General features: G+C 56.0%; 21 protein-coding genes and 9 tRNA genes. 14 read left to right on the forward strand and 16 right to left on the reverse strand.

Annotated elements, in window-relative coordinates:
• The first annotated feature begins 43 nt into the window (after positions 1-43).
• The gene (locus VK574_RS12465) at positions 44-634 is read left to right on the forward strand and encodes a class I SAM-dependent methyltransferase (protein WP_472800187.1); all 591 of its coding nucleotides are present in this window, start codon (positions 44-46) and stop codon (positions 632-634) included.
• Here the strand turns inward: VK574_RS12465 and VK574_RS12470 are convergent.
• Positions 527-2,962: an ABC transporter permease gene (locus tag VK574_RS12470; protein WP_472800188.1), complete on the reverse strand. Its 2,436-nt coding sequence runs from the start codon at positions 2,960-2,962 to the stop codon at positions 527-529. The genes VK574_RS12465 and VK574_RS12470 overlap by 108 nt on opposite strands.
• A 623-nt stretch (positions 2,963-3,585) precedes the next feature.
• Here VK574_RS12470 and VK574_RS12475 point away from each other — a divergent pair.
• Positions 3,586-4,062: a YraN family protein gene (locus VK574_RS12475; protein WP_472800189.1), complete on the forward strand. Its 477-nt coding sequence runs from the start codon at positions 3,586-3,588 to the stop codon at positions 4,060-4,062.
• 454 nt (positions 4,063-4,516) lie between these two features.
• Here VK574_RS12475 and iscX read toward each other — a convergent pair whose 3' ends face one another.
• From iscX to VK574_RS12515, 8 genes are all read right to left on the reverse strand, one after another.
• Positions 4,517-4,735 (reverse strand): Fe-S cluster assembly protein IscX, encoded by a 219-nt coding sequence (gene iscX, locus VK574_RS12480; protein WP_472800190.1) that lies wholly within the window; start codon positions 4,733-4,735, stop codon positions 4,517-4,519.
• Between the two features lie 19 nt (positions 4,736-4,754).
• Positions 4,755-5,168 (reverse strand): 2Fe-2S iron-sulfur cluster-binding protein, encoded by a 414-nt coding sequence (locus tag VK574_RS12485; RefSeq protein ID WP_472800191.1) that lies wholly within the window; start codon positions 5,166-5,168, stop codon positions 4,755-4,757.
• A gap of 31 nt (positions 5,169-5,199) precedes the next feature.
• Positions 5,200-7,140 (reverse strand): Fe-S protein assembly chaperone HscA, encoded by a 1,941-nt coding sequence (gene hscA, locus VK574_RS12490; RefSeq protein WP_472800192.1) that lies wholly within the window; start codon positions 7,138-7,140, stop codon positions 5,200-5,202.
• Positions 7,141-7,147: 7 nt separating this feature from the next.
• Positions 7,148-7,840 (reverse strand): Fe-S protein assembly co-chaperone HscB, encoded by a 693-nt coding sequence (gene hscB / locus VK574_RS12495; protein WP_472800193.1) that lies wholly within the window; start codon positions 7,838-7,840, stop codon positions 7,148-7,150.
• A gap of 22 nt (positions 7,841-7,862) precedes the next feature.
• Positions 7,863-8,288, reverse strand: a complete 426-nt coding sequence (locus VK574_RS12500; protein WP_472800194.1) for a HesB/IscA family protein — start codon at positions 8,286-8,288, stop codon at positions 7,863-7,865.
• 28 nt (positions 8,289-8,316) lie between these two features.
• Entirely contained in the window at positions 8,317-8,736 is a 420-nt protein-coding gene (gene iscU, locus VK574_RS12505) for a Fe-S cluster assembly scaffold IscU (RefSeq protein WP_472800195.1), read from the reverse strand.
• Between the two features lie 148 nt (positions 8,737-8,884).
• Complete coding sequence (locus VK574_RS12510; RefSeq protein ID WP_472800196.1) at positions 8,885-10,138, reverse strand: IscS subfamily cysteine desulfurase; 1,254 nt, start codon at positions 10,136-10,138, stop codon at positions 8,885-8,887.
• A gap of 48 nt (positions 10,139-10,186) precedes the next feature.
• Positions 10,187-10,642, reverse strand: a complete 456-nt coding sequence (locus tag VK574_RS12515; RefSeq protein WP_472800197.1) for an RrF2 family transcriptional regulator — start codon at positions 10,640-10,642, stop codon at positions 10,187-10,189.
• Between the two features lie 737 nt (positions 10,643-11,379).
• Between VK574_RS12515 and VK574_RS12520 the strand changes: the two genes are divergently transcribed.
• Positions 11,380-11,619, forward strand: a complete 240-nt coding sequence (locus VK574_RS12520; RefSeq protein WP_472800198.1) for a hypothetical protein — start codon at positions 11,380-11,382, stop codon at positions 11,617-11,619.
• 90 nt (positions 11,620-11,709) lie between these two features.
• Here the strand turns inward: VK574_RS12520 and pgsA are convergent, their stop codons facing one another.
• Positions 11,710-12,306, reverse strand: a complete 597-nt coding sequence (pgsA, locus tag VK574_RS12525; RefSeq protein WP_472800199.1) for a CDP-diacylglycerol--glycerol-3-phosphate 3-phosphatidyltransferase — start codon at positions 12,304-12,306, stop codon at positions 11,710-11,712.
• Positions 12,307-12,519: 213 nt separating this feature from the next.
• Here pgsA and VK574_RS12530 point away from each other — a divergent pair.
• Both VK574_RS12530 and VK574_RS12535 read left to right on the forward strand, forming a co-directional pair.
• Positions 12,520-12,596: transfer RNA gene (locus VK574_RS12530), tRNA-Val, on the forward strand.
• Between the two features lie 229 nt (positions 12,597-12,825).
• A complete protein-coding gene (locus VK574_RS12535) occupies positions 12,826-13,062 on the forward strand; it encodes an Arm DNA-binding domain-containing protein (protein WP_472800200.1) in 237 nt (78 codons plus the stop codon).
• Between the two features lie 353 nt (positions 13,063-13,415).
• Here VK574_RS12535 and VK574_RS12540 read toward each other — a convergent pair whose 3' ends face one another.
• From VK574_RS12540 to VK574_RS12565, 6 genes are all read right to left on the reverse strand, one after another.
• Positions 13,416-13,841: a hypothetical protein gene (locus tag VK574_RS12540; protein WP_472800201.1), complete on the reverse strand. Its 426-nt coding sequence runs from the start codon at positions 13,839-13,841 to the stop codon at positions 13,416-13,418.
• 209 nt (positions 13,842-14,050) lie between these two features.
• Complete coding sequence (locus VK574_RS12545; RefSeq protein WP_472800202.1) at positions 14,051-14,479, reverse strand: hypothetical protein; 429 nt, start codon at positions 14,477-14,479, stop codon at positions 14,051-14,053.
• Positions 14,480-14,815: 336 nt separating this feature from the next.
• Positions 14,816-15,679: a hypothetical protein gene (locus VK574_RS12550; RefSeq protein ID WP_472800203.1), complete on the reverse strand. Its 864-nt coding sequence runs from the start codon at positions 15,677-15,679 to the stop codon at positions 14,816-14,818.
• A 31-nt stretch (positions 15,680-15,710) separates the two neighbouring features.
• A complete protein-coding gene (locus VK574_RS12555) occupies positions 15,711-16,169 on the reverse strand; it encodes a hypothetical protein (RefSeq protein WP_472800204.1) in 459 nt (152 codons plus the stop codon).
• 169 nt (positions 16,170-16,338) lie between these two features.
• Positions 16,339-19,323 (reverse strand): CHAT domain-containing protein, encoded by a 2,985-nt coding sequence (locus tag VK574_RS12560; protein ID WP_472800205.1) that lies wholly within the window; start codon positions 19,321-19,323, stop codon positions 16,339-16,341.
• Entirely contained in the window at positions 19,320-20,786 is a 1,467-nt protein-coding gene (locus tag VK574_RS12565) for a clostripain-related cysteine peptidase (protein WP_472800206.1), read from the reverse strand. Before VK574_RS12565 ends, VK574_RS12560 begins: the two co-directional genes overlap by 4 nt.
• A gap of 923 nt (positions 20,787-21,709) precedes the next feature.
• Here VK574_RS12565 and VK574_RS12570 point away from each other — a divergent pair.
• The 9 genes from VK574_RS12570 to VK574_RS12610 all read left to right on the forward strand — a co-directional run bounded on the left by VK574_RS12570 (position 21,710) and on the right by VK574_RS12610 (position 23,036).
• Positions 21,710-21,886: a hypothetical protein gene (locus VK574_RS12570; protein WP_472800207.1), complete on the forward strand. Its 177-nt coding sequence runs from the start codon at positions 21,710-21,712 to the stop codon at positions 21,884-21,886.
• A 2-nt stretch (positions 21,887-21,888) separates the two neighbouring features.
• A tRNA-Ser gene (locus tag VK574_RS12575) sits at positions 21,889-21,979 on the forward strand.
• Positions 21,980-22,073: 94 nt separating this feature from the next.
• Positions 22,074-22,163 (forward strand) — tRNA-Tyr (locus VK574_RS12580).
• Positions 22,164-22,178: 15 nt separating this feature from the next.
• Positions 22,179-22,255: transfer RNA gene (locus VK574_RS12585), tRNA-Asp, on the forward strand.
• Between the two features lie 9 nt (positions 22,256-22,264).
• Positions 22,265-22,339, forward strand: a tRNA-Glu gene (locus VK574_RS12590).
• Between the two features lie 306 nt (positions 22,340-22,645).
• Positions 22,646-22,721: transfer RNA gene (locus tag VK574_RS12595), tRNA-Asn, on the forward strand.
• A gap of 7 nt (positions 22,722-22,728) precedes the next feature.
• Positions 22,729-22,803: transfer RNA gene (locus VK574_RS12600), tRNA-Gln, on the forward strand.
• A gap of 73 nt (positions 22,804-22,876) precedes the next feature.
• Positions 22,877-22,953, forward strand: a tRNA-Gln gene (locus tag VK574_RS12605).
• 8 nt (positions 22,954-22,961) lie between these two features.
• Positions 22,962-23,036: transfer RNA gene (locus VK574_RS12610), tRNA-Gly, on the forward strand.
• Positions 23,037-23,114: the final 78 nt, after the last annotated feature.

The raw sequence follows: 23,114 nt of genomic DNA on the forward strand, positions 1-23,114 counted from the left end.
GACCCGGGCGAACCATGACCCCAACGGTACGGGGAAGTTCTATATGGGACGGGAAATTGCTGAGGTGATGGGCCCAGGTGGCATTGAGTGGCTGGACCGGCGTGAGCGCGAAGAAGAGGAGCATCCTGCCAAGGTAATCGACGCGTTGGATCTTCGTCCCGGGGAAGTCGTTGCGGACCTGGGCGCAGGATCGGGTTATTTCACATTCCGAATGGCGCCAAAAGTAGGCGGAACTGGCAAGGTGCTGGCTGTCGAGATCCAGGAGGCGATGCTAAATACCCTCCGAACACGTGCGGCCGCTCTGAAAGCCACGAACGTGAAAGTAGTGCAGGGCAGCGAGATCGATCCTCACTTGCCCGTAACAGGCGTGGACCTGGTGCTTCTGGTGGACGTTTATCATGAGATGGCTTATCCATTTGAGGTGATGACGAAGGTTCGCGACGCGCTGAAGCCAGGCGGTCGAATAGTCTTTGTCGAATATCGGAAGGAAGACCCTCGAGTCCCCATCAAAGAAGTACACAAAATGTCAGTTGAGCAACTGGAGAAGGAAATGAATGCGGTCGGGTTGGTGCGCGTGCGTACAGTAGAGACCCTGCCGCTGCAGCACATCGTAATTTTCGAGAAACGCAAATAGACTCTCGGTGATCGAGGTTTCCGATTTAGGACCGATCGCGACAGCCATTTTGAAGCTCGCGCGGCCGACGAAATAGGCGCCGATCAGGCCAAGACCGAGTCCGATCGCGGCGAGAGCCACGCCATCACGAATGATGAGGCTGACAACCCGATGGCGCGTGGCGCCCAGAGCCATGCGAAGCGCGATTTCGTGCGCACGCTGGGCCACGGAAAACGACATCACGCCATAGATGCCGAGTCCGGCCAGAAACAAGGCAACAGCCGCGAAACTGGTGAAGAGGATGAGTGTGAATCGCTGGTTGGCCATAGATTCGTCGACGACTTCGTCGAGAGTCTTGGGCTCGGCAAGGGCGACGCTCGAATCGACCTGGTGCACCGCGGCGGAGATGCTGTTGAGCATCGCAGACGGGTTCTCAGACGTCCGCACTGCAAAGCCCGCCTGCGGCCAGGGGATCTGGTAAAAGGGGATGAGCATCTCGGGGTTTTCGTCGCGCTGATCCGCCATGTGCACATTGTGGTAGGTCCCGACGATCTGCCATGGAATATATCCGCCCAACTTGGTGACGCCGGGAATCAGCTCTTCGACAAGCACGCGCTGACGAAGAGGGTCCTTGCCCTGCAGGTATTTGTGCACGAAGTCCTGGTTCACCATGGCCACTTTGACCGTGGCTGCCGCGTCCTGATCAGTGAAACCGCGCCCCGAGATGAGTTGAACGCCAAAGGCCTTGAAGTAATCCGGAGTCACCATGCCGAAGCCGGTCCCTGGCCGTTGCGACGGATCTGCGTAGGTCTGGCCGCCTTCGAGCATGAACGGCATGCCAAAGCCCGCCCCGTAGGGCGGTTGGCCTGTCATCGCAGCGGTGTGTTGCACGCCAGGAACAGCAGCGATGTGGGCGAGAATGTCGCGGTAGTAGGCGGAGATGACTTGAGGATCTTTGGAGCGGGTTTCCGGCACCGGTAGAAAGAAGTTGAGAACGTGGTCGGTCTTGATGCCAAGATCGACATGAGCGAGATTCCAGAAGCTGTGAATGGTGAGGCCGGCGCCCGCGAGCAGAGCGAGCGCAAGCGCGAACTCGCCGATGACCAGAATTCGCCGCAGGAAATGCTTGCCGGCGCTGGTGGCGGCGCGTCCACCTTCTTTCAGTATCTCGGCGGGATCGACGCGCGATGCATACCAGGCGGGAGCGGAGCCGGCCAGAAGACCAGCCACCGTGGTGGCGACGAGAGCGAAGAGCAGGATGGGAATGTTGAGGCGCAGATCGGCCTCGCTGGGCAGTGTATTGCGCGGCATGGCGAGGACGAGGCCCTGCAGCATGGCGTAACCCGCGCCGACTCCCAGGGCTCCGCCGGCAAGAGCAAGGATCAGGCTTTCCGTAAGAAGCTGGGCGAAGATGGTGCTGCGGCCGGCACCGAGCGCGCCACGAACGGCTAGTTCCTTTTGCCGCGCCATGCCGCGCGCGAGCAGCAGATTGGCGACGTTCACGCAGGCAATCAGCAGCACGAACCCGACGGCACCCAGCAGCAGCCAGAGCATCTTGATGCGCTCTTTGGGCAGAAAATCGTTCTTAAGTCCCTCGACATAGGAGTTCCAGCCCGTGTCGCTTTTGGGATAAACCTGTGCGATGTGGGCAGTAACGGAGTCCATGTTTTGTTGCGCCTGCTTCAGGGTGACTCCCGGCTTAAGACGTCCCATGACGAGGAGCCAGTGAAAGTCGTGGTTGACCTGTTCCGGCTTGAAGACCAGGGGAACCGTCAGCTGCGGTTCCTGGCGATCGAAGATGCCGGGGCGCTGAACTCCGACGACGGTGTAGGGCGCTCCATCCATCCGCAGGGTGGTGCCGACGATGTTAGGATTCGCGCCCAGTTTGACCCACAGCTTATGGGTGAGGATGGCGACGTGATCGCGGCCGGCCACGCCTTCTTCCGGCAAGAAGTAGCGGCCCATGAGGAGCGGCTCACCCATCATCTGGGGCATGCTGTACGTCTCTCGAGTCCCATTGACGTATTCCGGCTTGTCTTTGGTGGCCAGGTTGAAGCTGGTGCCGGACCAGGCGCAAAGATCCTGAAACACCGTGTTCTGCTGCTTCCAGTCGAGGAAGTCGCCTGCGGCAACTCCATTGTGATAGGTCTGGATTTTTGACCAGACCATCACCAGCTGATCGGGTTGCGGATAGGGCAGCGGAGCCAGGAGCGTCGCATAGTCGACAGTAAAGATGGCGGTGTTCGCACCGATGCCGATGGCCAATGTAAGCAGAACCGTGACGGTCAAGCCGGGGTTTCGCGCCAGCATACGGAAGCTGAAACGGATGTTCTGAAGCAGAGTCTGCATACCTGTCTCCCCTGGGTACGTGTACTGGACAGCCCTCCAACATTCTCGAAGAAATTCGAGAGTCTAGCTTGGTTTTGTGACGACTGTATGGCAGGAATCTGCCGTGAAAATGACATCAGCACGAACGAAGGTGCCCCATCCAAGCTCCGCTCGGGTGCGAAAGCACGATCTGACCAGCAGCGATTTTCATTCCTTCCGGGTGTAGCGCAGCGACATCCACAACTGCTGTCGGTCTGTCGCAGCTCTGCCACGATGCTACGGAGCGGTCCCCAGTGAGCGGCATACAACAAGCAACGCACTCAAACCGCTCCTGCGACAGCCGCAGCGCTCGATCCATTAACTCCGTATCGGAATAGACGAATGAGGAAAGAAAAACGCGCCAATGCTCGATAAAATACTCGTCTCGCAGATCGCCGCGATGCAGCATTGCCGTGTGTTCCAAGGTTAGACGCGCTAGCCAATTCGGCTACACGTGCATAAATTTCCGCTTCGTGAGCGGACCTCGACAGCGACAATGTGCCGTGACCGTTGTATTCAAACCCGTGACGCTCGGCGCGGCCCCGCGAAAGCGGCTGTACCGAAGCGATTTGCACCTTCTCTCCAATCAGCTGAGAATGGTTGCAATGAATCTCAGAGAGATGCGCGTCAGCTTGGCGGAGCGATCGCTCGCCGGACTCAATAAGGTTGCCAGCAAGCGTGGACGGAATGCGCTGCCCGCTCATCTCACGGTAGGCATTGATGGCGAAGACGCTGCGCTGTTCTATCTGCAGCGCAAGGGATACACCATCGTCGCGAGGCGATGGTCCTCAGGCGAAGTCCCCGGCGATGTCGATCTGATTGCCTGGGACGGCCCCATGCTTTGCTTCATCGAGGTAAAAACCCGCACAGCCCGCGACCTCACCCCCGCCGAGACCGCCGTCGACAACCACAAGCGCAACGTGCTCCGCCGCCTCGCGCGCCGCTATCTGCGCCAGCTTCCGCAGACCACTGCTCCGCCGGTCCGCTTCGATGTAGTCAGTGTTTATCTCGTCCCAGGACAGAAACAGGAATTCCAGCACTTCGAAGCTTCATTTAGCTGGGCCGAAACCTGGCGCGACTAGCAACCCATCGTCCATTAGTTGATTCGCACCAGAATAACGGCCGCCCGCAAATATCGGCGTCAAGCCTCTTTTCTCAATCTTCCCGCCAAGTCCCTCATTCCATTCAGAATTTTCCCGGCGCAGCTTTGCAGATAATTTCCCGGTTCCGGCGCACAATGGAGTTGTGTCCGATCAGAAGCAGCAAAATCAGACCCACCGTGCCCGACTCTGCGTTCCTAAGCCGCTGCTCTCCGGGTCTCTCCCTCCCGTCCCCAGCCTTAACTCCTTTGCCGAGAGGACTCTATAGCGAACTTCAATAGGAAGAGGACTCTGGCGAGGGGTCTCGCTTTAAACCCATGAATCGAATAAACTTCCTGAAAGAGAGGGGATAATAGGGGTATCTCCGGTACCCGAGGGAGAACATAGCCAACATCTTTAACTGCGGAGATTCCTGACATCGCGACCAGGGCCCAAATCAGCCCTTCGCGTCCTTGAACTCTTCGTGCCACGCCATCTGGATCGCTTCAAGCCGCGCTTCGTTCGACTTTGCCGGATCATCCGCAAAGCCCTCAAGCTCCGTCACGTATTTGTGCAGATCCGTGAACCGCACGGTCAGCGGATCGACCTCTGGAAACTTCTCCTGCAATTGAATGCCGATCTCCTCGGAGTCGGTCCACATGATTTCGCGGGGCATGCTTTCCTCTTCGTTTTTTCTATTTGTTCTCGGCCATTGCCAGCGGTTTGCCTTCCGACGTGTAGTTCCGATTCCACTTGGGAATCTCGACCACATAGTTACCAGGCTTGGTGATGACCGCCTGGCAGCCAAGGCGCGAGTTCAATTGCTGATCGGCCGCCATATCCATCCGGTCGAGTTCGTCGTCGTCGGCAGGGCTGATGCCTTCCTGGTCCTTGATCCACAAGTGGCAAGTGGTGCAGGCGCAAACGCCGCCACAAGCGTGATCGAGAAAAATACCGAAGTTCTCCGCGACGTCGAGGAACGACATCGGTTTGCCATGATGCTCATAAGGCATGGTGTCGAATTCGAATTCGACAGTCTTGCCCTCAGGCATAAACGTAACCCGCACCAGCTTCTCCGGCGGAATGTTTGTAGTGTTCACTTCGCTCATATATCGACCCTCAAATCTCGTTCAACCACTCTCACTTGAATTCCGCACGCGCCATCGGATGCGGCGCGGTCACTTCTTCGCCCAGCTCTTCATCGGCGGCGCCCATCGTTTTGCCGCGTATAGCTGATCCGACTGCGGCATCCATCATCAATTCAGCCAGCCGTTGCGTCGAGCGATCAAGTGCAACGGTCGCCTCACGGATTGTGCTAAGGTCGTCTCCTGCCTTTGCCGAGGCAAGCCTGTCGCGCGCCGCATCGATCACTCCAATCTCTTCGCCGCGCAACTGTCCCCACGCGGGGTGGGTTCGCGCCATCTCGACCTTGGAGAGGATCGTATCAGCTTCAATCTTTGCCTCGATCAGCAGCCGCTTTGCAAAATCCTCTTCCGCATGATCGAACGAATCCAGAATCATCCCTTCGACCTGCTCGTCCGTCAATCCATAGGTAGCCTTCACTTCGATCTGCGCTGCCTTGCCGCTGCGCTGCTCCCGCGCGGAAACCTGCAGAATCCCGTCAGCATCAATGAGGAATTTCACTTCGATCCGCGGCAACCCCGCGCTCATCGGCGGAATCCCCTTCAAATCAAACCGCGCCAGCGATCGGCAATCCGCCGCAAGTTCGCGCTCCCCCTGCACCACATGAATCGCGACATTCGTCTGTCCGTCAACACCTGTGGTGAAATGCTCCGTCGCCGACGCCGGAATCGTCGAATTGCGCTGAATGATCCTAGCCACAGTCCCGCCAAGCGCTTCGATCCCCAGCGAAAGCGGCGTCACATCCAGCAACAACATCTCCTCCGTCGTCTTAGACGCGCCCGCCAGAATGTCAGCCTGCACCGCCGCACCGAGCGCCACCACTTCATCCGGATTCAATTCAATGTGCGGCTTCTTCCCCCGCGCGCCGAGATGAAACAGGTCGTCCACCAGCCTGCGCACCGCAGGAATCCGCGTCGACCCGCCCACGAGCACAACCTCATCGATCTGCTCTGGCGTAATGCCGGCATCGGTGATCGCCTGCTTACACGGTCCAACTGTCCGGTTCAGAACGGGCTCGATCAACTGCTCGAAAACAGCACGCGGAATCTCACGTCGGTAGCGATCGCCATTCGGCAGCTCAATATCGAAACGGGCAACACTCTCTGCAGAAAGCGCGATCTTCGCGTCAATCGCGGCCTTGCGGATCGCCTGCACCGCGCCGGGATGCTTGCGCAGATCCACACCGTGCTCGGCGTGAATCTCATCGAGCGCAATCGCCAGCAGCAGATTGTCGATGTCATCACCGCCAAGATGCGTATCGCCATTGGTCGACTGCACTTCGAAAATTCCATCGCGCAGCTTCAGAATCGAAATATCGAAAGTCCCGCCGCCGAGATCATAAACCGCAATCGTGCCTTCCTTGGCACGATCGAGTCCATAGGCCAGCGCTGCCGCCGTCGGCTCGTTCACCAGCCGAAGCACATCAAGCCCGGCCATGCGGCCCGCGTCTTTTGTCGCCTGCCGCTGCGCGTCGTTGAAGTACGCGGGAACCGTGATCACCGCCTGCGATACCGGCGACCCGAAAAAGCGCTCTGCATTCCGCTTGAGCTGTCGCAGAATGTACGCCGAAATCTCCGGCGGCGTAAACCGCATTTCGCCAAGCTGAATGCGCGGCACCTCGCCGGCCTCCACGTCGTCCGCAAGGCGAAACGGAAACAGCTTCAATTCGCTTTGCACTTCTTCGAGCCCGCGTCCCATCAGGCGCTTCACAGAGTAGATGACGCGCTCGGGCGTCTCGATCAGCACGCGGCGTGCGCTGTTGCCCACGGTAACGGTGGGCCTGCCGCCGTCCGCCGGCATGGGATCGAGAGCTACAACCGACGGCACCAGGTTCGAGCCGTCGACGCCGGGAATGACCACCGGCTTATCGCCCTCCATATAAGCGACTAGGGAATTCGTTGTTCCCAGGTCAATTCCAACTACGCGTCCTTCTGCCATGATTCTCTTAGGCTCCCAGTGTTTCCGTCACGTCGCGGACAAGATTGTTGATATAGCGCCGGCGATCGAGCAGCGCCACCATCTTTTTCTGCGATTCCTGGCGGACGTTTTCGTCACCCACATCCCATACCTTCCACTGCGCGCGCAGGTCGCGGTCGACTTCATCGAGCAAGCCGTCAAACTTTGTTTTCGCCTGTTCGAGACTCGATTGCAACTCCGGATCGGTGTCGCCCATCTTCTTCGCCATGCGCATCTCTTCAAGCTGCATGTTCAGATCGAATGCCTCTTCCAAAAGGTCCGCCGGCACACGCGACGGGTCTTTGCGATCCTTGCCGGCATGCTCCTCGCCAATCTCAGCCCCGTGCAACTTCAGCAGATACTCGGTGCGTCGAATCGGATTTCGCAACGTGCGATAGGCATCGTTGAGCAGCGCGGTGTCGGCCAGGCTCCATTGCTTTTCGTTTTCTTGTGCGCGCGCGAACCGATCGGGATGCAGCTTGCGGCTGAGTTTGTGGAACTGGTGCTCAAGCATACCCAGATCGAGGTCGAGCTGCGGCACAAGTCCGAAGACAGAAAAATAGTCCCCGCCCGGAGGAGGCTGAATCTTGCTGCAATGCGGACAGAACAACGTCGCATCATTGTGCGCAACGGCGCACGACCAGCACGCGACCGGTACTGCAGAATCGAGAACTTTCAACATGAACTGACTCCAGGGCGGAGGACTAAGAGAAGGACGAACCGCAGCCGCAGGAGCGCGAGGAGTTCGGATTGATAAAGTTGAAGCCCTGCCGCATCAGTGTCTCTTCATAGTCCAGCGTCATGCCGTGCAAATAGACGAACGACTTGGGATCGACGAAGACGCGCACGCCGTCAAACTCGTAAATGCGGTCCCGCTCGCGTGGGCGTGTGTCGAACTTGATCGAATACGAAAGCCCTGAGCAGCCACCGCCCATCACGCCGAGGCGCAATCCGCCTTCTGCCGGCGACACGCCTTCCTTTTCCATGGCCACACGAATGCGCTTAACCGCGCGGTCGGTAACCTGCAGGCCCTGCGCGACAGGCCCACCAGCCGGCTTGGCCTCCGGCTGCGCCGGTGCAGCGCTTGCGCCCTGCGCCGGCTTCGATTCGATGGATACAAAGTTCGACATTGGTTCCTTCTTGCCTTAAGAGCTGCTCTTACTTGGCTTCAGCAGCCACAGCCACGTTTTCCGCGACGCCGTTCTTTTTCTTCCAGTCGCCGATAGCTGCGCGGATGGCGTCCTCTGCCAGCACCGAGCAGTGAATCTTGACTGGTGGAAGCGAAAGCTCCTTCACGATGTCGGTGTTCTTGATCGTGAGAGCTTCTTCCACCTTGCGACCCTTGATCCACTCGGTGGCAAGCGAAGAGCTGGCAATCGCCGAGCCGCAGCCGAAGGTCTTGAACTTCGCTTCTTCAATAACCTGCGTCTCCGGGTTCACGCGGATCTGCAGGCGCATCACGTCGCCGCACTCGGGAGCGCCGACGAGACCTGTACCTACATCGCCGGAACTCTTGTCGAGCGTACCCACGTTGCGCGGGTTGTTGTAGTGATCTACGACCTTATCGCTGTATGCCATTTTCCAAATTCCTTCCCGCGGGGAAGCCGCGTTTCTTGAAAATCCTTGACCTCTTGTCAGCGGTCGGATCCGTCGATCATTGGATGCGCTACGTTAAATTCAAGGCGCATTTACTGACCACTGATCCCTGTTCACTGACCACTCGCTTCTAGTGCGCCTGCCACTCGATCTTGGTCAGGTCAATTCCCTCTTTCACCATCTCGTAAAGCGGTGAAAGCTCACGTAGTTTCTTCACAATGTCGATAACCTTCGCCGCAACATAATCCACTTCGGCTTGCGTGTTGAAGCGGCCCAAACCAAATCGAATAGAACTGTGCGCAACATCGTCGCCCAGCCCAAGAGCCTTCAACACATACGAGGGCTCGAGCGTCGCCGACGTGCATGCGGAGCCGCTGGATACGGCGACATCGTTGATCCCCATCAGCAGCGACTCGCCCTCAACATAAACGAAGCTCACGTTCAGGTTGCCTGGGAGCCGGCGCTCCATTGACCCATTCACGTGAATGTAGTCGAGCTCTGATTGGAGCTTGTCATTCAAGCGATCACGCAGGCCACGGAGATAGGCAGCTTCGTTCTCCATCTCGGCGTTGGCGATTTCGCATGCCTTGCCGAGTCCCACGATACCGGGAACATTCAAAGTGCCCGAGCGCATGCCCCGCTCGTGGCCGCCGCCATCGATCTGCGCGGCAATCTGCACGCGCGGATTGCGACGCCGAACATAGAGAGCGCCCACGCCCTTCGGCCCGTAGATTTTATGGCCCGAGAGCGACAGCACGTCGATGTTGTCGGCGAGCACGTTCACGGGAACCTTGCCCACCGCCTGCACCGCATCGGTGTGGAAGAGGACATTCTTCTCATGACAGATCTTGCCGATCTCGCGAATGGGCTGCAGAACGCCGATCTCGTTGTTGGCCGCCATGATCGAGACGAGGATTGTTTTGTCGTCAATGGCGCGCTTCAAGTCTTCGAGATCGATGAGCCCGTCAGCCTTCACCGGAAGATACGTCACGCGATAGCCGTACTTCTCCAGGCGCTTGCACGTGTCCAGCACGGCTTTGTGCTCGGTAACTTGCGTGATGATGTGGTTGCCGCGTTCGCGATACATCTCCGCGATGCCCTTGATGGCGAGGTTGTTTGACTCGGTTGCGCCCGAGGTAAAGATGATTTCCTTTGCCGTCGCGCCAATCAGCTTCGCGATCTGCTCGCGCGCGGTCTCCACGGCCTGCTCGGCCTCCCAGCCAAACGAGTGGTTCCGGCTCGCCGCGTTGCCGAATTTCGCTGTGAAATAGGGCATCATCGCTTCCAGCACGCGCGGATCCAGCGGGCTGGTGGCATGGTTATCCATATAGATAGGCAGCGTGACACCTTCCGGCACTTCAACGTGACTCGTAACTGTACTCATCCCGACCTCTCCATCGTTGTTGCTGCTCCGCTTCGTGCGGAGAGTTAGCTAAATCGTCAGCGAAACCAGCTTCGGCTCCAGGACGTGCCCTGGCGGATGCTCATGCTCGGCCAGGTCTTGAATGCTGATGCTTTTCAATACGCCCGCGATCGTTTCGTTCACTCGCGCCAGCGGTTCTTTGATCGTGCAACTCGGCGTCAGGTCGCATCCCTTGGCGCCTTTCGTACACGAGGTAATAAAAAACGGTCCATCGATTGCCAGGATTACCTCGTAAGCCGAAATCGACACCGCCGGCTTCGAGAGCGCATACCCACCGTTCATTCCGGCGTGCGACTTCAGCAACCCCGACTTCGTCAGTTGCTGCAGAATCTTGGCCAGCAGCTGCGACGGGATGCCGTATGCATCGGCAATGTCCTTGGCGCTCAGGGCAACCGTTTCCGGGTGTTCCGCCAGGTATTTCAGCGCCATCAGCCCGTAATCGGCCTTCTTGGTAAGCTTCAGCATAATATGCGACTTCTTCAGTCCGTATTTAGTATACGACCGATTATGTCGGCTTTTCAATCTTCCGATGCCCAATTCGAAGAAGGTCCTCCACGCCATGGTTGGCGTGCAAGCCATCCCCACGTCCTTCACGACTCCTCACGAAGATAGCCAACCCGGTAGCATTGGGTTCGCCACGAGACGTCAAGTCCCTGAGCCCATCATCATCGCCTAACTTGCTCAAAGAAAAGGGCAAAAAGTTTGCCCACTTTTGCAGGTTATTTCGCCGATCGGCCTATCCTGAATCTATGCGGCAAACCTCGACCACTCTTCTGATCTTCCCAAGCGGCGAACCTTCGACCACTCATCTGATTTGGGTGCTCACCACAGTTTCACAGGGGTGCTAAGCCTTACACATGCCCAAAACGGCGCAAAAAGTGTCAAAATGCCGCCAAAAAGCGCCAAAAATCACGTTTTAAAATTGCTTAACCATAAACTAATCAGTGAGTTAGTTCTTCCGTTATCCACTCTCAAATTTGGGTCCGCGAAACTGTGAAACTGTGAAACGGGAAAGCCCCGTAAGTCCAATGCTGAGAATATTCTTTGGCTAACTTAAATATAAAGAATAGTTTGCAGTCAATTATCTCTGGACGACTATTGAAGACAGGGACTTTGTTAATAGAGATAGGGTTCAGGGAACTACGTGCTCAAGACAAGCCATTTCCTCGCTTGCGTTTCCTCAGAGACAAAGATTCACCAAAATGCCGTTTGAAATTGTCGAAAAGCTCGCTACAATCTGCGGCAAAGAGTTTTCAAATCCAAGCCTGCCCAATACGATGGTTACCGCCTGCAAACACCCTAGGGTTCGAATTGTCTCCCGCCAAGAAGACACCGAGTACGTTGAATGCCTCGAATGTGGCGATGTCTTCGATTCCGACGAATTTCACGACATGGCGATTGAAGAATCTGCCGAAAAGAAAGAAGAAATCGAGGACGAATGAGGCGGATTCGCAAAAGAATCCGGGGGCCCATCACATTGACTTGGTCAACAAATCAACCGTATTAACGTTGACTCCGGCGGCAGTGCCGCATCAATTCGCGCCGGGTGGATTGGTCTGGGCGCTACTGCGGTGTGATGCGATCATCCACGCATAGTGCAGCCCTGAAACGATGGTGAGTCCGACCGTCGCATCCAGCGCCACCAGGCGCAGTATGACGACCCATTTTGCAGTCGTCAGTTGGTGCAGCAGCACAAATGCCACAGCCGCAACCTGGGCAACCGTGTTCGCCTTGCCGAAGATGCTCGGCCCAAACTCTCGTCGCCCCACCACGGCGTAAAGGACGGCCGCGACAAGCAGGATGCCGACGTCGCGGCCAAACACGAGCACTGTCACCGTCGTAGGCATGAGGCCCTTGTACATGAGGACCAGGAACAAAGTGCTTAAGAGAAGTTTGTCCGCAATGGGATCCAGATACTGCCCCAGGCTGGTGCGCTGCTTCAACATCCTGGCCAGTAATCCATCCAGTGCATCCGAAAGACCAGCCGCAATGAACAGCGCAAACGCCAGGCTAAACCGGTTTTCAAGGATTGCGGCCACCAGAAAGGGTGCCAGACAGATGCGCATCACCGTGAGTAGGTTTGGCGCTGTACGCAGCGGGTTCCGGCGCGTGGTTGGGACCTCAGTCATCGAAGCGCAGCTTCTGAGACGTTGTGATCTCGCCTCGCCTGCCCGTTTCGATCTTGCAAGCCTCGACGGACCTTGGAGTTGCAAGCGTCAACGTTTCGTTGATAGATGGTACAGCATTCAGAAGTTGCGGCGACAGCTCTTCTTTTCCCGCAGCACTGATCTTCTTTTCCCGCTCCATTGATGCTGGTAGACTACTAATGTCTGTCGCATTACAGGCGCGTAGCTCAGTTGGTTAGAGCGCTTCCTTGACACGGAAGAGGTCGCTGGTTCGAATCCAGTCGTGCCTACCAGGATTAGATTCAAAGACATCCAGAGAAATCCAATAGGCCAAGCTAAGCCGCTGAAAAATCAGCGGCTTCTGTCTTTTTGTGTCCAATGGGTATTGTGGATGCCAACTCCTAATTAATGGGGGTATGTGTGGGGGCATAGATTTCGGGATTGGGGACATTTCAAACTTCCACCTGAACTGGAGGCGTAAAAGACGGCTCTGACTGATACCGCAATTCGGCGCTCGCAACCTTGCTCGAAAGTTACAAACTTTTTGACGGTGGCGGCCTGCATCTTCTGATCACTCCCACCGGTAGAAAGTTCTGGCGCCGGAAGTACCGCTTCCAAGGGGCTGAGAAGCAGCTTGCACCTGGCAGCTATCCGGAGATCACTCTTGCTGAGGCACGCGAACGCAACGCCACGGCTCGCAGGCGCCTAGCGAACGTTTCGCGATGTCTGGGCAATTCCATCACGTGCGGACGGTCATAAGTCTTGTCGGCAAATTCCTTTGTCGTTTCATCATGATTCGCCGTGCCGACGATCCGATGCTGGCATCGAGGAGGACCATCGCCCGTTCACGTTGTTGAAGCCTCTTCAGAAGTGTCTGCAGTTCCTTAGGAGTGAGGAATTCCGGATTCGCGCAGCCATTTCGCCGACGTCCGAACAGCTGCGATTGGTTTACATACACTCCACGACCGGCCGAAGAAAGGGAATGTATCAAGCGGCCTAAAGCTTGTTGGAAGAATGTCGTTCGTCAACTTGGATTTGGGAACGAGAGAAAGGAAAACAGAGCTGGGCGCCGGGATGAAAACCCCGGAGCCCACAACTCCATCTGGAGCAGATTATCGTGCTGCGACAAGAACTGATTCTGTCGGTGGAAGTTTTGCCTCTTCCTGATGGGCACGCGCTTTCCTCTCTGACTTCGAGGAGCCAATATCCAAGTTCAGGCTGCTCGTAGAGGGATCCAAGATCCGGTGAAGGAAATAGTTGCTTCCATACCGGCTGAATACCAATTCTGTCCTAGCTTCCGCCTCATGATTGCTGTGAGAGGCGGTCACCTTCACAAACAGTTGGTGGTTAGCGCTCTGAATCTGGACAATCCCAGATGAGGAAGAGGAGAGGGAGTATTCACCAGCAGGCAATACTTTGTCGCCAACGGTGAAGTTGAAGGGAATGTTGGCTATCACGGCGCGCTCCTGGGCCCGAGCCCCGGCGGTAGCGCTAAGAGTAGCGATGGTCAGCAGAGCGATTGCATGGATCCGTTTCATGGAAAACCCTCCTTAGGTTGACTGGTCTTGATTCGACTGCCTTCGTTCAAAAAGCCGGATTCGACCACAATTAGTGACATCTGGCCCGCTTCGCTTCATCCATTTCCCAAAAAGGGGGACAAACTACTTCGCCTGGATCTTGCTTCGTGCGCGGCTTACGGAACCGGACACTGTGGTCGCCAGGAGGAGAGTAAGAATCAGGGATTCCTTCAAAGCGCCAGGTACACGTCGCCCGAATGCGAGAGGCCTGCCTCCAAGTGGCGGGACCGTACGATCCTCTCGTGCTTGGAGCCGGGGAAAGCGACGTTCATCCCGCAAGCGGAGCAAAGGATCTCGTGCAGGAAATACTGTTCGCCATACCTCGTGAAGACCAGCTTGTTCCGATTCGATATTTGGCTGTCGGGCTGAGCAATGGTCATCAGAACAACCTTGCGGTCCGCGCTCCGTATGAAAATGTGTTCGGGACTGTCTGCGTCCGAAGTTATGGTGTATGTCCCCGGAGGAACCCACTTAGCCCCCACGTTGAAACCGAAGGGAACCGTGGCTGTGGCAGCATGATCTTGTGCCGACACAGTGCCGACGACGGCAAAGCTCGCGAGAAGGCACACTGCAAATGCGATTACTGTGATTGGCTTCATTGGTGACTCTCCTTTTGTGAGGCGGCGATTCCCTCGCGCCTACACCATCTGGGGGTTGTAGCTGTTGACATCGCATTTTCAGGGAAGTTGAAAATGCATCAACAAGGCATATCCCAAAGACACTTCCAGGTCTCGTCGTTCATGGTGAACTCGGTACTTGGCTGTTAGGGAAGCCTTCATCTAGCTATGCGCATTTTGGAAAAACATTTCACGCAAAATCACGTGAACTCCCGAACGCATAGGTCTGCGCAATAAGTCCGGCAGATACGGAACACACGGACAGCAGACCGAAGCGCGACTCTTAGAGAGATAGCTTGGAGCAAAGTTATAAGCGTGCTACTGGAGCTTTAATACTGAGAACCAATAAGATATTGCGCCGTCCCCTGCGGTCTTTACCACAAGCTCGCATGTGCCCTGAGTAAGGACATCAGCAGGAATATCCAGTCTTAAGATTACGCCACCCGGAACGGCGATAGCATCGACTCCGTCCCGAGACCAAACCATCTTTCCGGTGTGTCGCAGCTCGACACGAGCGCTCCCGGGTGCGCTGGACGAGAGTGCGACTTCGACGTGGAGCAACTTGGTTCCTGAACTCACCTTGACCTCGGGTAGCTCCAGTTTCCCACGCAGTAAACCCGGCCTGAAGAGGTTGAGCATCGCGACTGCTGGTTGCAATGACTGTAAAGCGTTCTGTAGTTGCTGATTTGAGGCCGCCGAGCGCTGGCGCTCCTGACTTAGCTGCTCGTCTACTTGCTTTCTCGCGATATCGAGTTCGCGGCGTTGATTCGAAAGAGTCAGGATCGAAATAACGAACACGGCGGAGGCTGCGATTTCGGCACAAGTTCTGAAACTTGGCAATGCCCATCCGACTCGAAACACTTTAAACAGACTACGCACAGGTGCTGGCTGCTCCGTCGTCACGTTGCGGGATTCGCTTTCGAGGTATCGGCTGAATAATCGAGCAGTTTTGAGCTTGCGCTGCCGTTCGGGAGGGCGGAGGAAGTGTCTTTCTACTGCTAGCATATCTTCTGAGTTAAGGGAACCTTCTAGATATTCTTCGATAATCTCGTCTTCGGTCACATCCACACTTATTGAAAACTCAGGATCCATCAGAATCTTTTCGTCGATGCTTTCGACCAGTTCGAGATTCGAATCCAGACGACCAAGCAAATACTCGCGAATGTTCGCATCAGTGATCATGGGATTTTCTATATACTCCGTCTTGCATTCCTTAGTTCAAAGCCGAACCCTGCACACAGCTACTGATGCAATCGTGAAGTCGAGCGCGAATCCTGCAGGCTGTGATCCGCAGCTTGTTCAGTCCTCCGTATATCTGAGCAAGATGCTTGCGATTCTCAGCCTTTTGACGGCCTTGGAACCGGTGGTATTGCGTAATTAGCTCGCGATCACGTGACGAAAGCTGATCCAGACAGTGGCCTAGGCAATTCACTTCGTCTTCGGTAAACTCCTCCTCCGGCAGAGCGGGCACCGGAACATCCTTGTCTTCCAACGCTTCGGGCGTTGACTCCCGGAGATACTCCAACAAGACTTTTCTGCCTACGCCATAGCAAAGGGAGATTGGCGAGGTGTACTTTTTCGGCTCATGATGCACAATCAGCACGACGCGATCGAGCGTCCGGTCCGTTAACTCCTCAGAATGTGTGCAGCCCTTCCTGACAAAGAACTTCATAAGCGTCTTTCTGATGTCCAGATATTCTCGGGCCGCCCGTGCTGGATCAGTTGACAGCCAGAAAAGAAACGACGCAAACACCTCCGGTGTCAGGTATCGTTGCTTTTCCGTGGCTGGCTGAGGATCCATGGGACTTAAATTCTACACGCTCCTCAAAGTGGCCCGTTCCTCATTGGTAGTCTCCTTCCAATACGAATGCGGCCCAGTAATAGGGGTCCGACAATCGTGCGTTCTTGAGCAGATCGAGTTGCGCGCCCTGCAGGGCCCGAGCGGGGTTCTCACCTCGCTGGAGCCGGGAATAGAACATCTTCATTAAGGGCACAGTCGCCTCGTCATCCACCTTCCATAGGCTGGCGATAACGCTTCGCGCTCCCGCGTATAGAAATGCCCTGGGCAGGCCGTTGATTCCTTCCGAACCGAGGTCTTTCCCCAACGCGGACTCGCACGAACTGAGGACAACCAGATCGGCAGATAGCTTGAGATTGTAGATATCGCTCAGCCGTAGAAACCCGTCCTGGGCCTTTCCTCTCTTGTCAAACATTGAAAGTACCAGGCCCGACATCTCTGGATGACGAGTATCCATCATTCCATGAGTTGCGAAATGAATGATCCGTTGCCGCGCGATCGAACTACCCATGATCGCTTCACGGTTGGCCTCATAACCCATGACGAGTCGTGTGCGCGCGGACCCAGTTATCTGCTGAATTGCGAGTGCCTCGTTCCGCGAGCCCGGGAGGTTGGGAATCCACTGTGAGTCCCGCATATCGCGTAATGCTCTCGTCAATTCCCGCGAACGCGGAGATCCCGACGAACTGGAGACAGACGCCGGAATTGGCTTTCCTGGCGGTTCAAATACCGGGTCAGCGAAGACTGTCACTTCATCGGCCGGCTGAGGCCTCCTGCCTGCCGTCTTGCGCAGGGACACAAGTGCAGAAGCCGAAGGCAGCATCGCCAATTCATAGAGCTCTACCAGCGGCACAGCATCGCGCCCATTCTCCGCGATAGACAACGCTGCGAAGGGCAGGTACTGCAGGGAACCGTCAGGCACGATCAACAATCGTCTTCGTGCCGGAAGATGCACCGGCCCGAGCAGAAGATTTGCCAACCTTCTTGATTGGAGAAGCAAGGTGCTCCTTGCGGCCGCACGTCTTCGCAAATAGTCGGTCGGCGCCTCATTCGCCTTTGTCTCAATCGGTAAGAGGACTTCTCGAAACCTGCGGACGCGATTGCGGATCTCCGCTGCAGGTCCGATGTCAAAAGCCGTCAGATTATCCCCTTCTATCAGAAAGGCAAAGCTACGATCCTCACCGAGCGCGAATTCCAACAGGAGCGTATTGCCATCTCCGATCTGGGCCTGTACGTCACCCAGGGTCAGCGGCTGTGTACTGGACCGCGCTGGGGTTTCCGAAGATGCCTTATCCGTATCGATCGTGGCAGAGTTCGAATTACGCGCCAGCAATGTGTCACAGGGAAAGGTTTGCTGGCTATTGTCGAGCAGATCCAGCAAAGACCGTACCTTGCTTCTTTCCGCGGCTTCAAACGCCAATTGCGCATACTTTTGATCGGGATGGAGCTTATCCAGCGCCATGAGCACTTGGATGTACAACGAATAATATTCGTGCACCGAAGAGAAGTAGTGCGCCCGCGAATCAAATTTCGCGATACGCAACCTCTGCGACTCAATAATAGCGATGGGCTTCTCAATTTCGAAGCGCGCCTTTTCCAGATCATTGAGCTGGAGATAGATTCGTGCACGCGAATATTGAATTCTGGCAAGGTCTTCGATCTCGCCAGCCTGATCCCTCAAGGCTTGAGCCTCACCTAATATCTGAAGGGCCTGCTGGAATCTTCCCTGTTCGGCTTGGAGCCTGGCCATTCGCTCCAGTGCGATGCTTTCCCCATCGGAGTTTCCGGACACACGATACTCTGCCATGCCTCGCTGATAGGTCTCGTCAGCTTGCGCGTATCGATGTTGCCGAGCGTAAACGCCGGCCAGGTCCAAAAGAGCGGAGGCCAGAAGAGCATTGTTTGAGGTTTTTTGAGCCAGATGAAGCTTGCGAGCGTACAGCGGCTCGAGATCGACGTATCTGCGCTGGCTTAATAGAATGTCGGCTATCGCGCTGATTGATTCTGCCTCGCCCAAATCGTCTTGCACGGAAGCGAAGTCATTCCGGGCACGCTGGTAATCGCTCAACGACTCTTCGAGATCGCCAGCCTCTCTGGCAACCATTCCAAGAATATTCAGTGCAATCGCCGCATTGTCCTTGTCCGCGATGCGCTGGAAAACGGGCAGGGCGCTTTGGCAGTGACACCGTGCTCCCTCGAAATCCCCTTCGCCGCTGGCAAAATAGGCCAGATTCAAGTGTGCTCGCGCGGCACTGTATTCATCACCGGATTCGATGAAGTCGGTCAGCGCGGACCATGCCAGCCGGTTTGCCTGCGGACGGTCGTGTGCATTAACGGCCTCAGACAGCATCATCGTAGCTAGCGCCTGCCCATTGCGATCCTCGACTTCTGATGCAAGCTCGCGCGCCCGGGTAAACGAGGTTATCGCGTCGGTCATGTTGCCCGACCAGAAGCGCGTCTCACCCTGGGCCTCAACTGCGTCCGCTTGTGCTTTCTTATCAGAAATGGTCATGCAAACAGCCACGGCTTGATCGGAGTACTGCTGCGAATCAGGAAACCGACCGACGTTGGCGTAAGTACGCGCGATCCGGCTCAGCGCCGTGCACCGCAGATCCACGCGACCCTCAGACATCCTGAGTGCCTGGCGGTAAGCGACAAGTGCTTGTGGATAGCTGCTCATCATGAGATACACATCGCCGGCTTCGAGTTCTGCAGCAGCTGCTCGGTACAAAAGTCCTGAAGAGGCCAACCTCTGCGCGCTGTCTGCAAGCAAACGAAGAGCCATCCGGAGATCACGCTCGCTGAGTCTTTTGCGCAGCACCCGCGCTTGTTCCAACTCCGTCTCCGGGTTGGCCATTTTCGCGGAGTGTACGACCTGGTAATCCACCGTCCTCTGGGCAACGGCTGGCTGTTGAGTTGGGCCGGTTCCGTTTACCTGCGCGACGTTAACCGCACAGACTCCCAGCCCGAGTGCAGTCAGGGTGCATGCAAAGCGAACCATAGTGCCAAGCGAACCTGTCTTGTTCATTTACGTAGCATTGTGGGCCCATGGGAGACGAGGTTGATAGCACTTTGACGGGCCGAATACCGCAAGTCAAGTTCTGCCGGAACCGTCTTGATGAGGATTCTCGGCCACGAGCCGGCTATAAAGTCGTACCAGCTTTTTCCAGTGTTGTCAGACACGAGCTGCAGACGCGGGTAATAACTTTCGGTGATCATAATCAGGTCACGCCGGGCAGAGATCCGATAACCGATGGCGGCATTGTTCAAGAGGTCACTGACGCTGAAGCCCTTACCGACCGTTTCTCGTCCACCTTTCACCATCGGCTTGTCCACCTGTGCGGATTGTTCATCGCTGAGATAGGGGAAATAAATCGAAATCCCATTGCCTGTCGTATCAGCCGAGTAATTTTCCAGGATGAGGGAATCTGATGATCCTTCGGCCAACGCATCCAGCACGCCCTGACATGCAGCCCGGATAGGCTTCTTAACATCTGATCCACTCCCGTTAAGCCGCCCATTGAGCTGCTTGCATAATTCAGCGAGGTCAACGTACAAGCCGCCGGCATAGTCTTGTGATTTCTGGCGGGCCCCGATTAGCAGACCCGGTAAGTCTCCATCGTCCTGTGCATCCAGGAGTGCGGATGCAAGGGCGTCCACGGCAGTCTTGAGACTGGAGCAATTATTCAAACGAAGTGCTGAAAGAGTGACCGGTTTCATTCCGGTGATTGGGCCGCAGATGGAATCCCGGTAGGCGCTGACATATGCTTGTACGCCTTCTTTCAGCAATGAATCAGGATTTCCTCCGAATTTCCGGAAGAGCTCGATCAAGCGGTCATAAGGGAAACTTGGATCAGGGACCTCCTCCTGAGAAGCGACCATATAATCAGCCAGGTCTCGTATCTCATAGGCCATCTCGAACATGCTCATGGAGCAGGCATCGAAACCAACGATGTCAAGGCGGCTACCCCCTGGGGGGGTACATGACTTCAGGGCCTGGCTCAACTGATCGGGAGCTAGGTAAAGACTGGCGGGATCGCCGGTCGGACGGCCCGGAGGGGGCTGAAGGAAGAGTTCGGGCCCGTGTGACCAGAGAATTAGAGCATAGCGGGTGCTCTTGTTGCACTCCGGATTGGTATACACCCAGTTCAGGAAATTCTTCAGCGCCTGCTCCTCTGTCATGTCATCTGGCGCATTCAGAGGATCCCGAGTGCCGCTACCGAGAGTCTCGCCGATGGAGTCATTGAAGATATATCGCGGAATACTCTGTCCGCCAGGAGCATCGATGGAAAACTGGGCCGCGACAACCACACTTGCCTGGTCATCGTTACCGGGAGCTGTGCTGGCGGACTTACTCAGTTGCTTGAGCGACTCGACCGCGAAGTTAGCTAGGAGACCATCGGCCGCGATGTACAACATGATGGTCCAGCTTGTCTTTGTTGCCGGAGTCGCAACTTTCGTGGCCTCCAGAGAATTCTGTATCGTGTCCATCTGTTTTTCCTCCTTCGGACGCAAAGCATCTTTCCGAGCGATGCCTGATCGTCTCGATCGGCAGCACAAGCTTGTTGAACCTCCGGAGAATTGGCCTCGATTCCCAAACGGGTGTTTCCGAGGCTTCTCCGCCGGTGAGGACATAGTGGTCATGCCACGCCCTCGTAATGGCATCCCTGTCGATGCCTCCGCTGCCTTCTAATTTGATATGCGGATTCTGCCCGAACCATTTCAGTCAAAAGCTAGACTTGGCCCATTAGGTATTGGGCAGCCAAAGGCCGTACTTCAACGAGGACATCGGTTGTGCATAGAATAATGATCGTGTATCCCGGTCGAGGCAAGCGAAATCTCCCGAGTACGATTGGATTCGGATCGCATGACGATCGACAAAGTATCAATAATTTAGAGCAACAGCTACCAAGCATACCGCCAAACATCCCCCGGCTCTGTTTGGCAGGAGCGAGACTTGTTTTGGCTGAAGTCGCCAAGCAGTTCCTTGACCGCGGTTGCCTATCCCTCCTTCGGTGATCGTCAGTTTCTACATGTCGATGGTGATCCGGCCGTCAGCGTTCGGCGAATGGGGCATCTTTGCTGGGGCCACTTGACAGATGGCTTTGGATGATCAACAAACGCGTCGTGCTCTCTCGCGACCCGCCTCTTTTGACCTCTTCTTTCTGCGCGAAAACATGGTTCGATCTTGGTTCGATTGCCTGAAAATCGGTGCTTGTAAACGCTTTCTGAGCAATGGCTGTGTTCCGTTCCTCTGAACTGACGGGAAGAGGTAGTCCTGATCGGAGCGGTAGAGCGACGATTCGCGCCAACGGGTCAATTAGCCCATCATTAACGGTTGCAGAGGAACTGGTTTCCGCGAAGCGGGGGTTTTGGTCTCGCCTTCGATGTTATGCCAGATTGCGTGAGTAACGTTGACCACGTTCTTCACGAAGTCGATGTCCACCCAGCGCAATGGGATGAGTTCTCCTCGCCGGCTGCCGGTCATTCCAGCCGACAAGCAACCGTTCTCGCTGTTTGAGCTCACCCAACAAGGCCTGAAATTCTTCCGGCGTGAGTTCGAATCGGATCGTCTCCGCCAGTTTGACTAGTCGGTAGGATGAGCGGAACGGTATCGCACCTCGTTGGAGGCGAGGCTCACGCAAGCGATGCGTATGCAGGTTCAAGTCCTGCTCCTACCGCCAGGGTAGCGTTGGGCATTTGGAATGCCCATCCCGTTTGAAGCGCGACGTGCCTTTGGGACTTGCGCGTTCGACTCGCGCCCTCTCCGCCAAGCGTGGGTGTGTTGGGGCGACTGGCTTGCCCTACCGGGCCGTAACCCTGGGGCTCTTTGGAGCATTGAAGGTTCGAATCCTTCCACACCCACCAAAGCTTTATGCACGCGCGGCCGTAGCTTAAACGGCGAAAGCTCTCGATTGTCGATCGAGCAGATGCCGGTTCGAATCCGGTCGGCCGCGCCAACAATTTATCACGCCGTCGGCTAACGGTTAGGCCAGCGTCCCTTCAAGGCGCGAATGCCAGTTCAACTCTGGTCGGCGTGACCAAATATTGTGTGACGCTGTGTGCACTTCCGCGCTCACGCTGTGCTCAATTTGTTCGAAATGGTAGTACCCAAGATCCTGAGTGACTAATAGTTGTAGCGTTTGCATTTGACTTTTGAAACTAAGTCGGGGTAAAGTACAAAAGTCATGATGCTCCGAGTCAATCACGGATTTATACCAACCGCGGCGCAATCCAAGCGGTGGGGTATTACCGTGTTCTGGCCGGACTAGCGAGATTTAGCTCCAATTCAGGAGACTCGAGCCCCCGGCCTTCACAAGGTCGGGGGCTTTTTAGTTTCTGGGCAACATTGCGCGGTATCTCAACTGGCAGAGAATCTGACTGTTAATCAGGGTTATGCGGGTTCGACTCCCGCCTGCGCAGCCAACATAGGTGGCGAGTGGTGTAACTGGGAACATGCCGCGCTCTGAACGCGGAAGTCAAGGTTCGAAGCCTTGCTCGCCAGCCAGTTAGTAACTATGTCAGTGGAGTAACTGACATGGATAAGTGAAGTGTGTTTGAACGACGGAAGGAGAGCGTGTTCCGGGATCGTCTAGAGGCAGGACAGTGGTCTTTGACACCGCAGACGGAACGGGTTCGAATCCCCCTCCCGGAGCCAGAAGATGAGCGGCTGTAGTCGAGCGGTAAGACACTGCGTCGCCAACGCGGAGATCGCCGGTTCAACTCCGGCCAGCCGCTCCATGATTTTGATTCAGGTGTACGTGTTTGCTGGCGTGGCAGAGAGGGCAATGCACCTCATTCGTAACGAGGCCGCCAGCT

Origin of the sequence: Occallatibacter sp., from assembly GCF_035317045.1 — a bacterium.
GTDB lineage: Bacteria > Acidobacteriota > Terriglobia > Terriglobales > Acidobacteriaceae > Telmatobacter.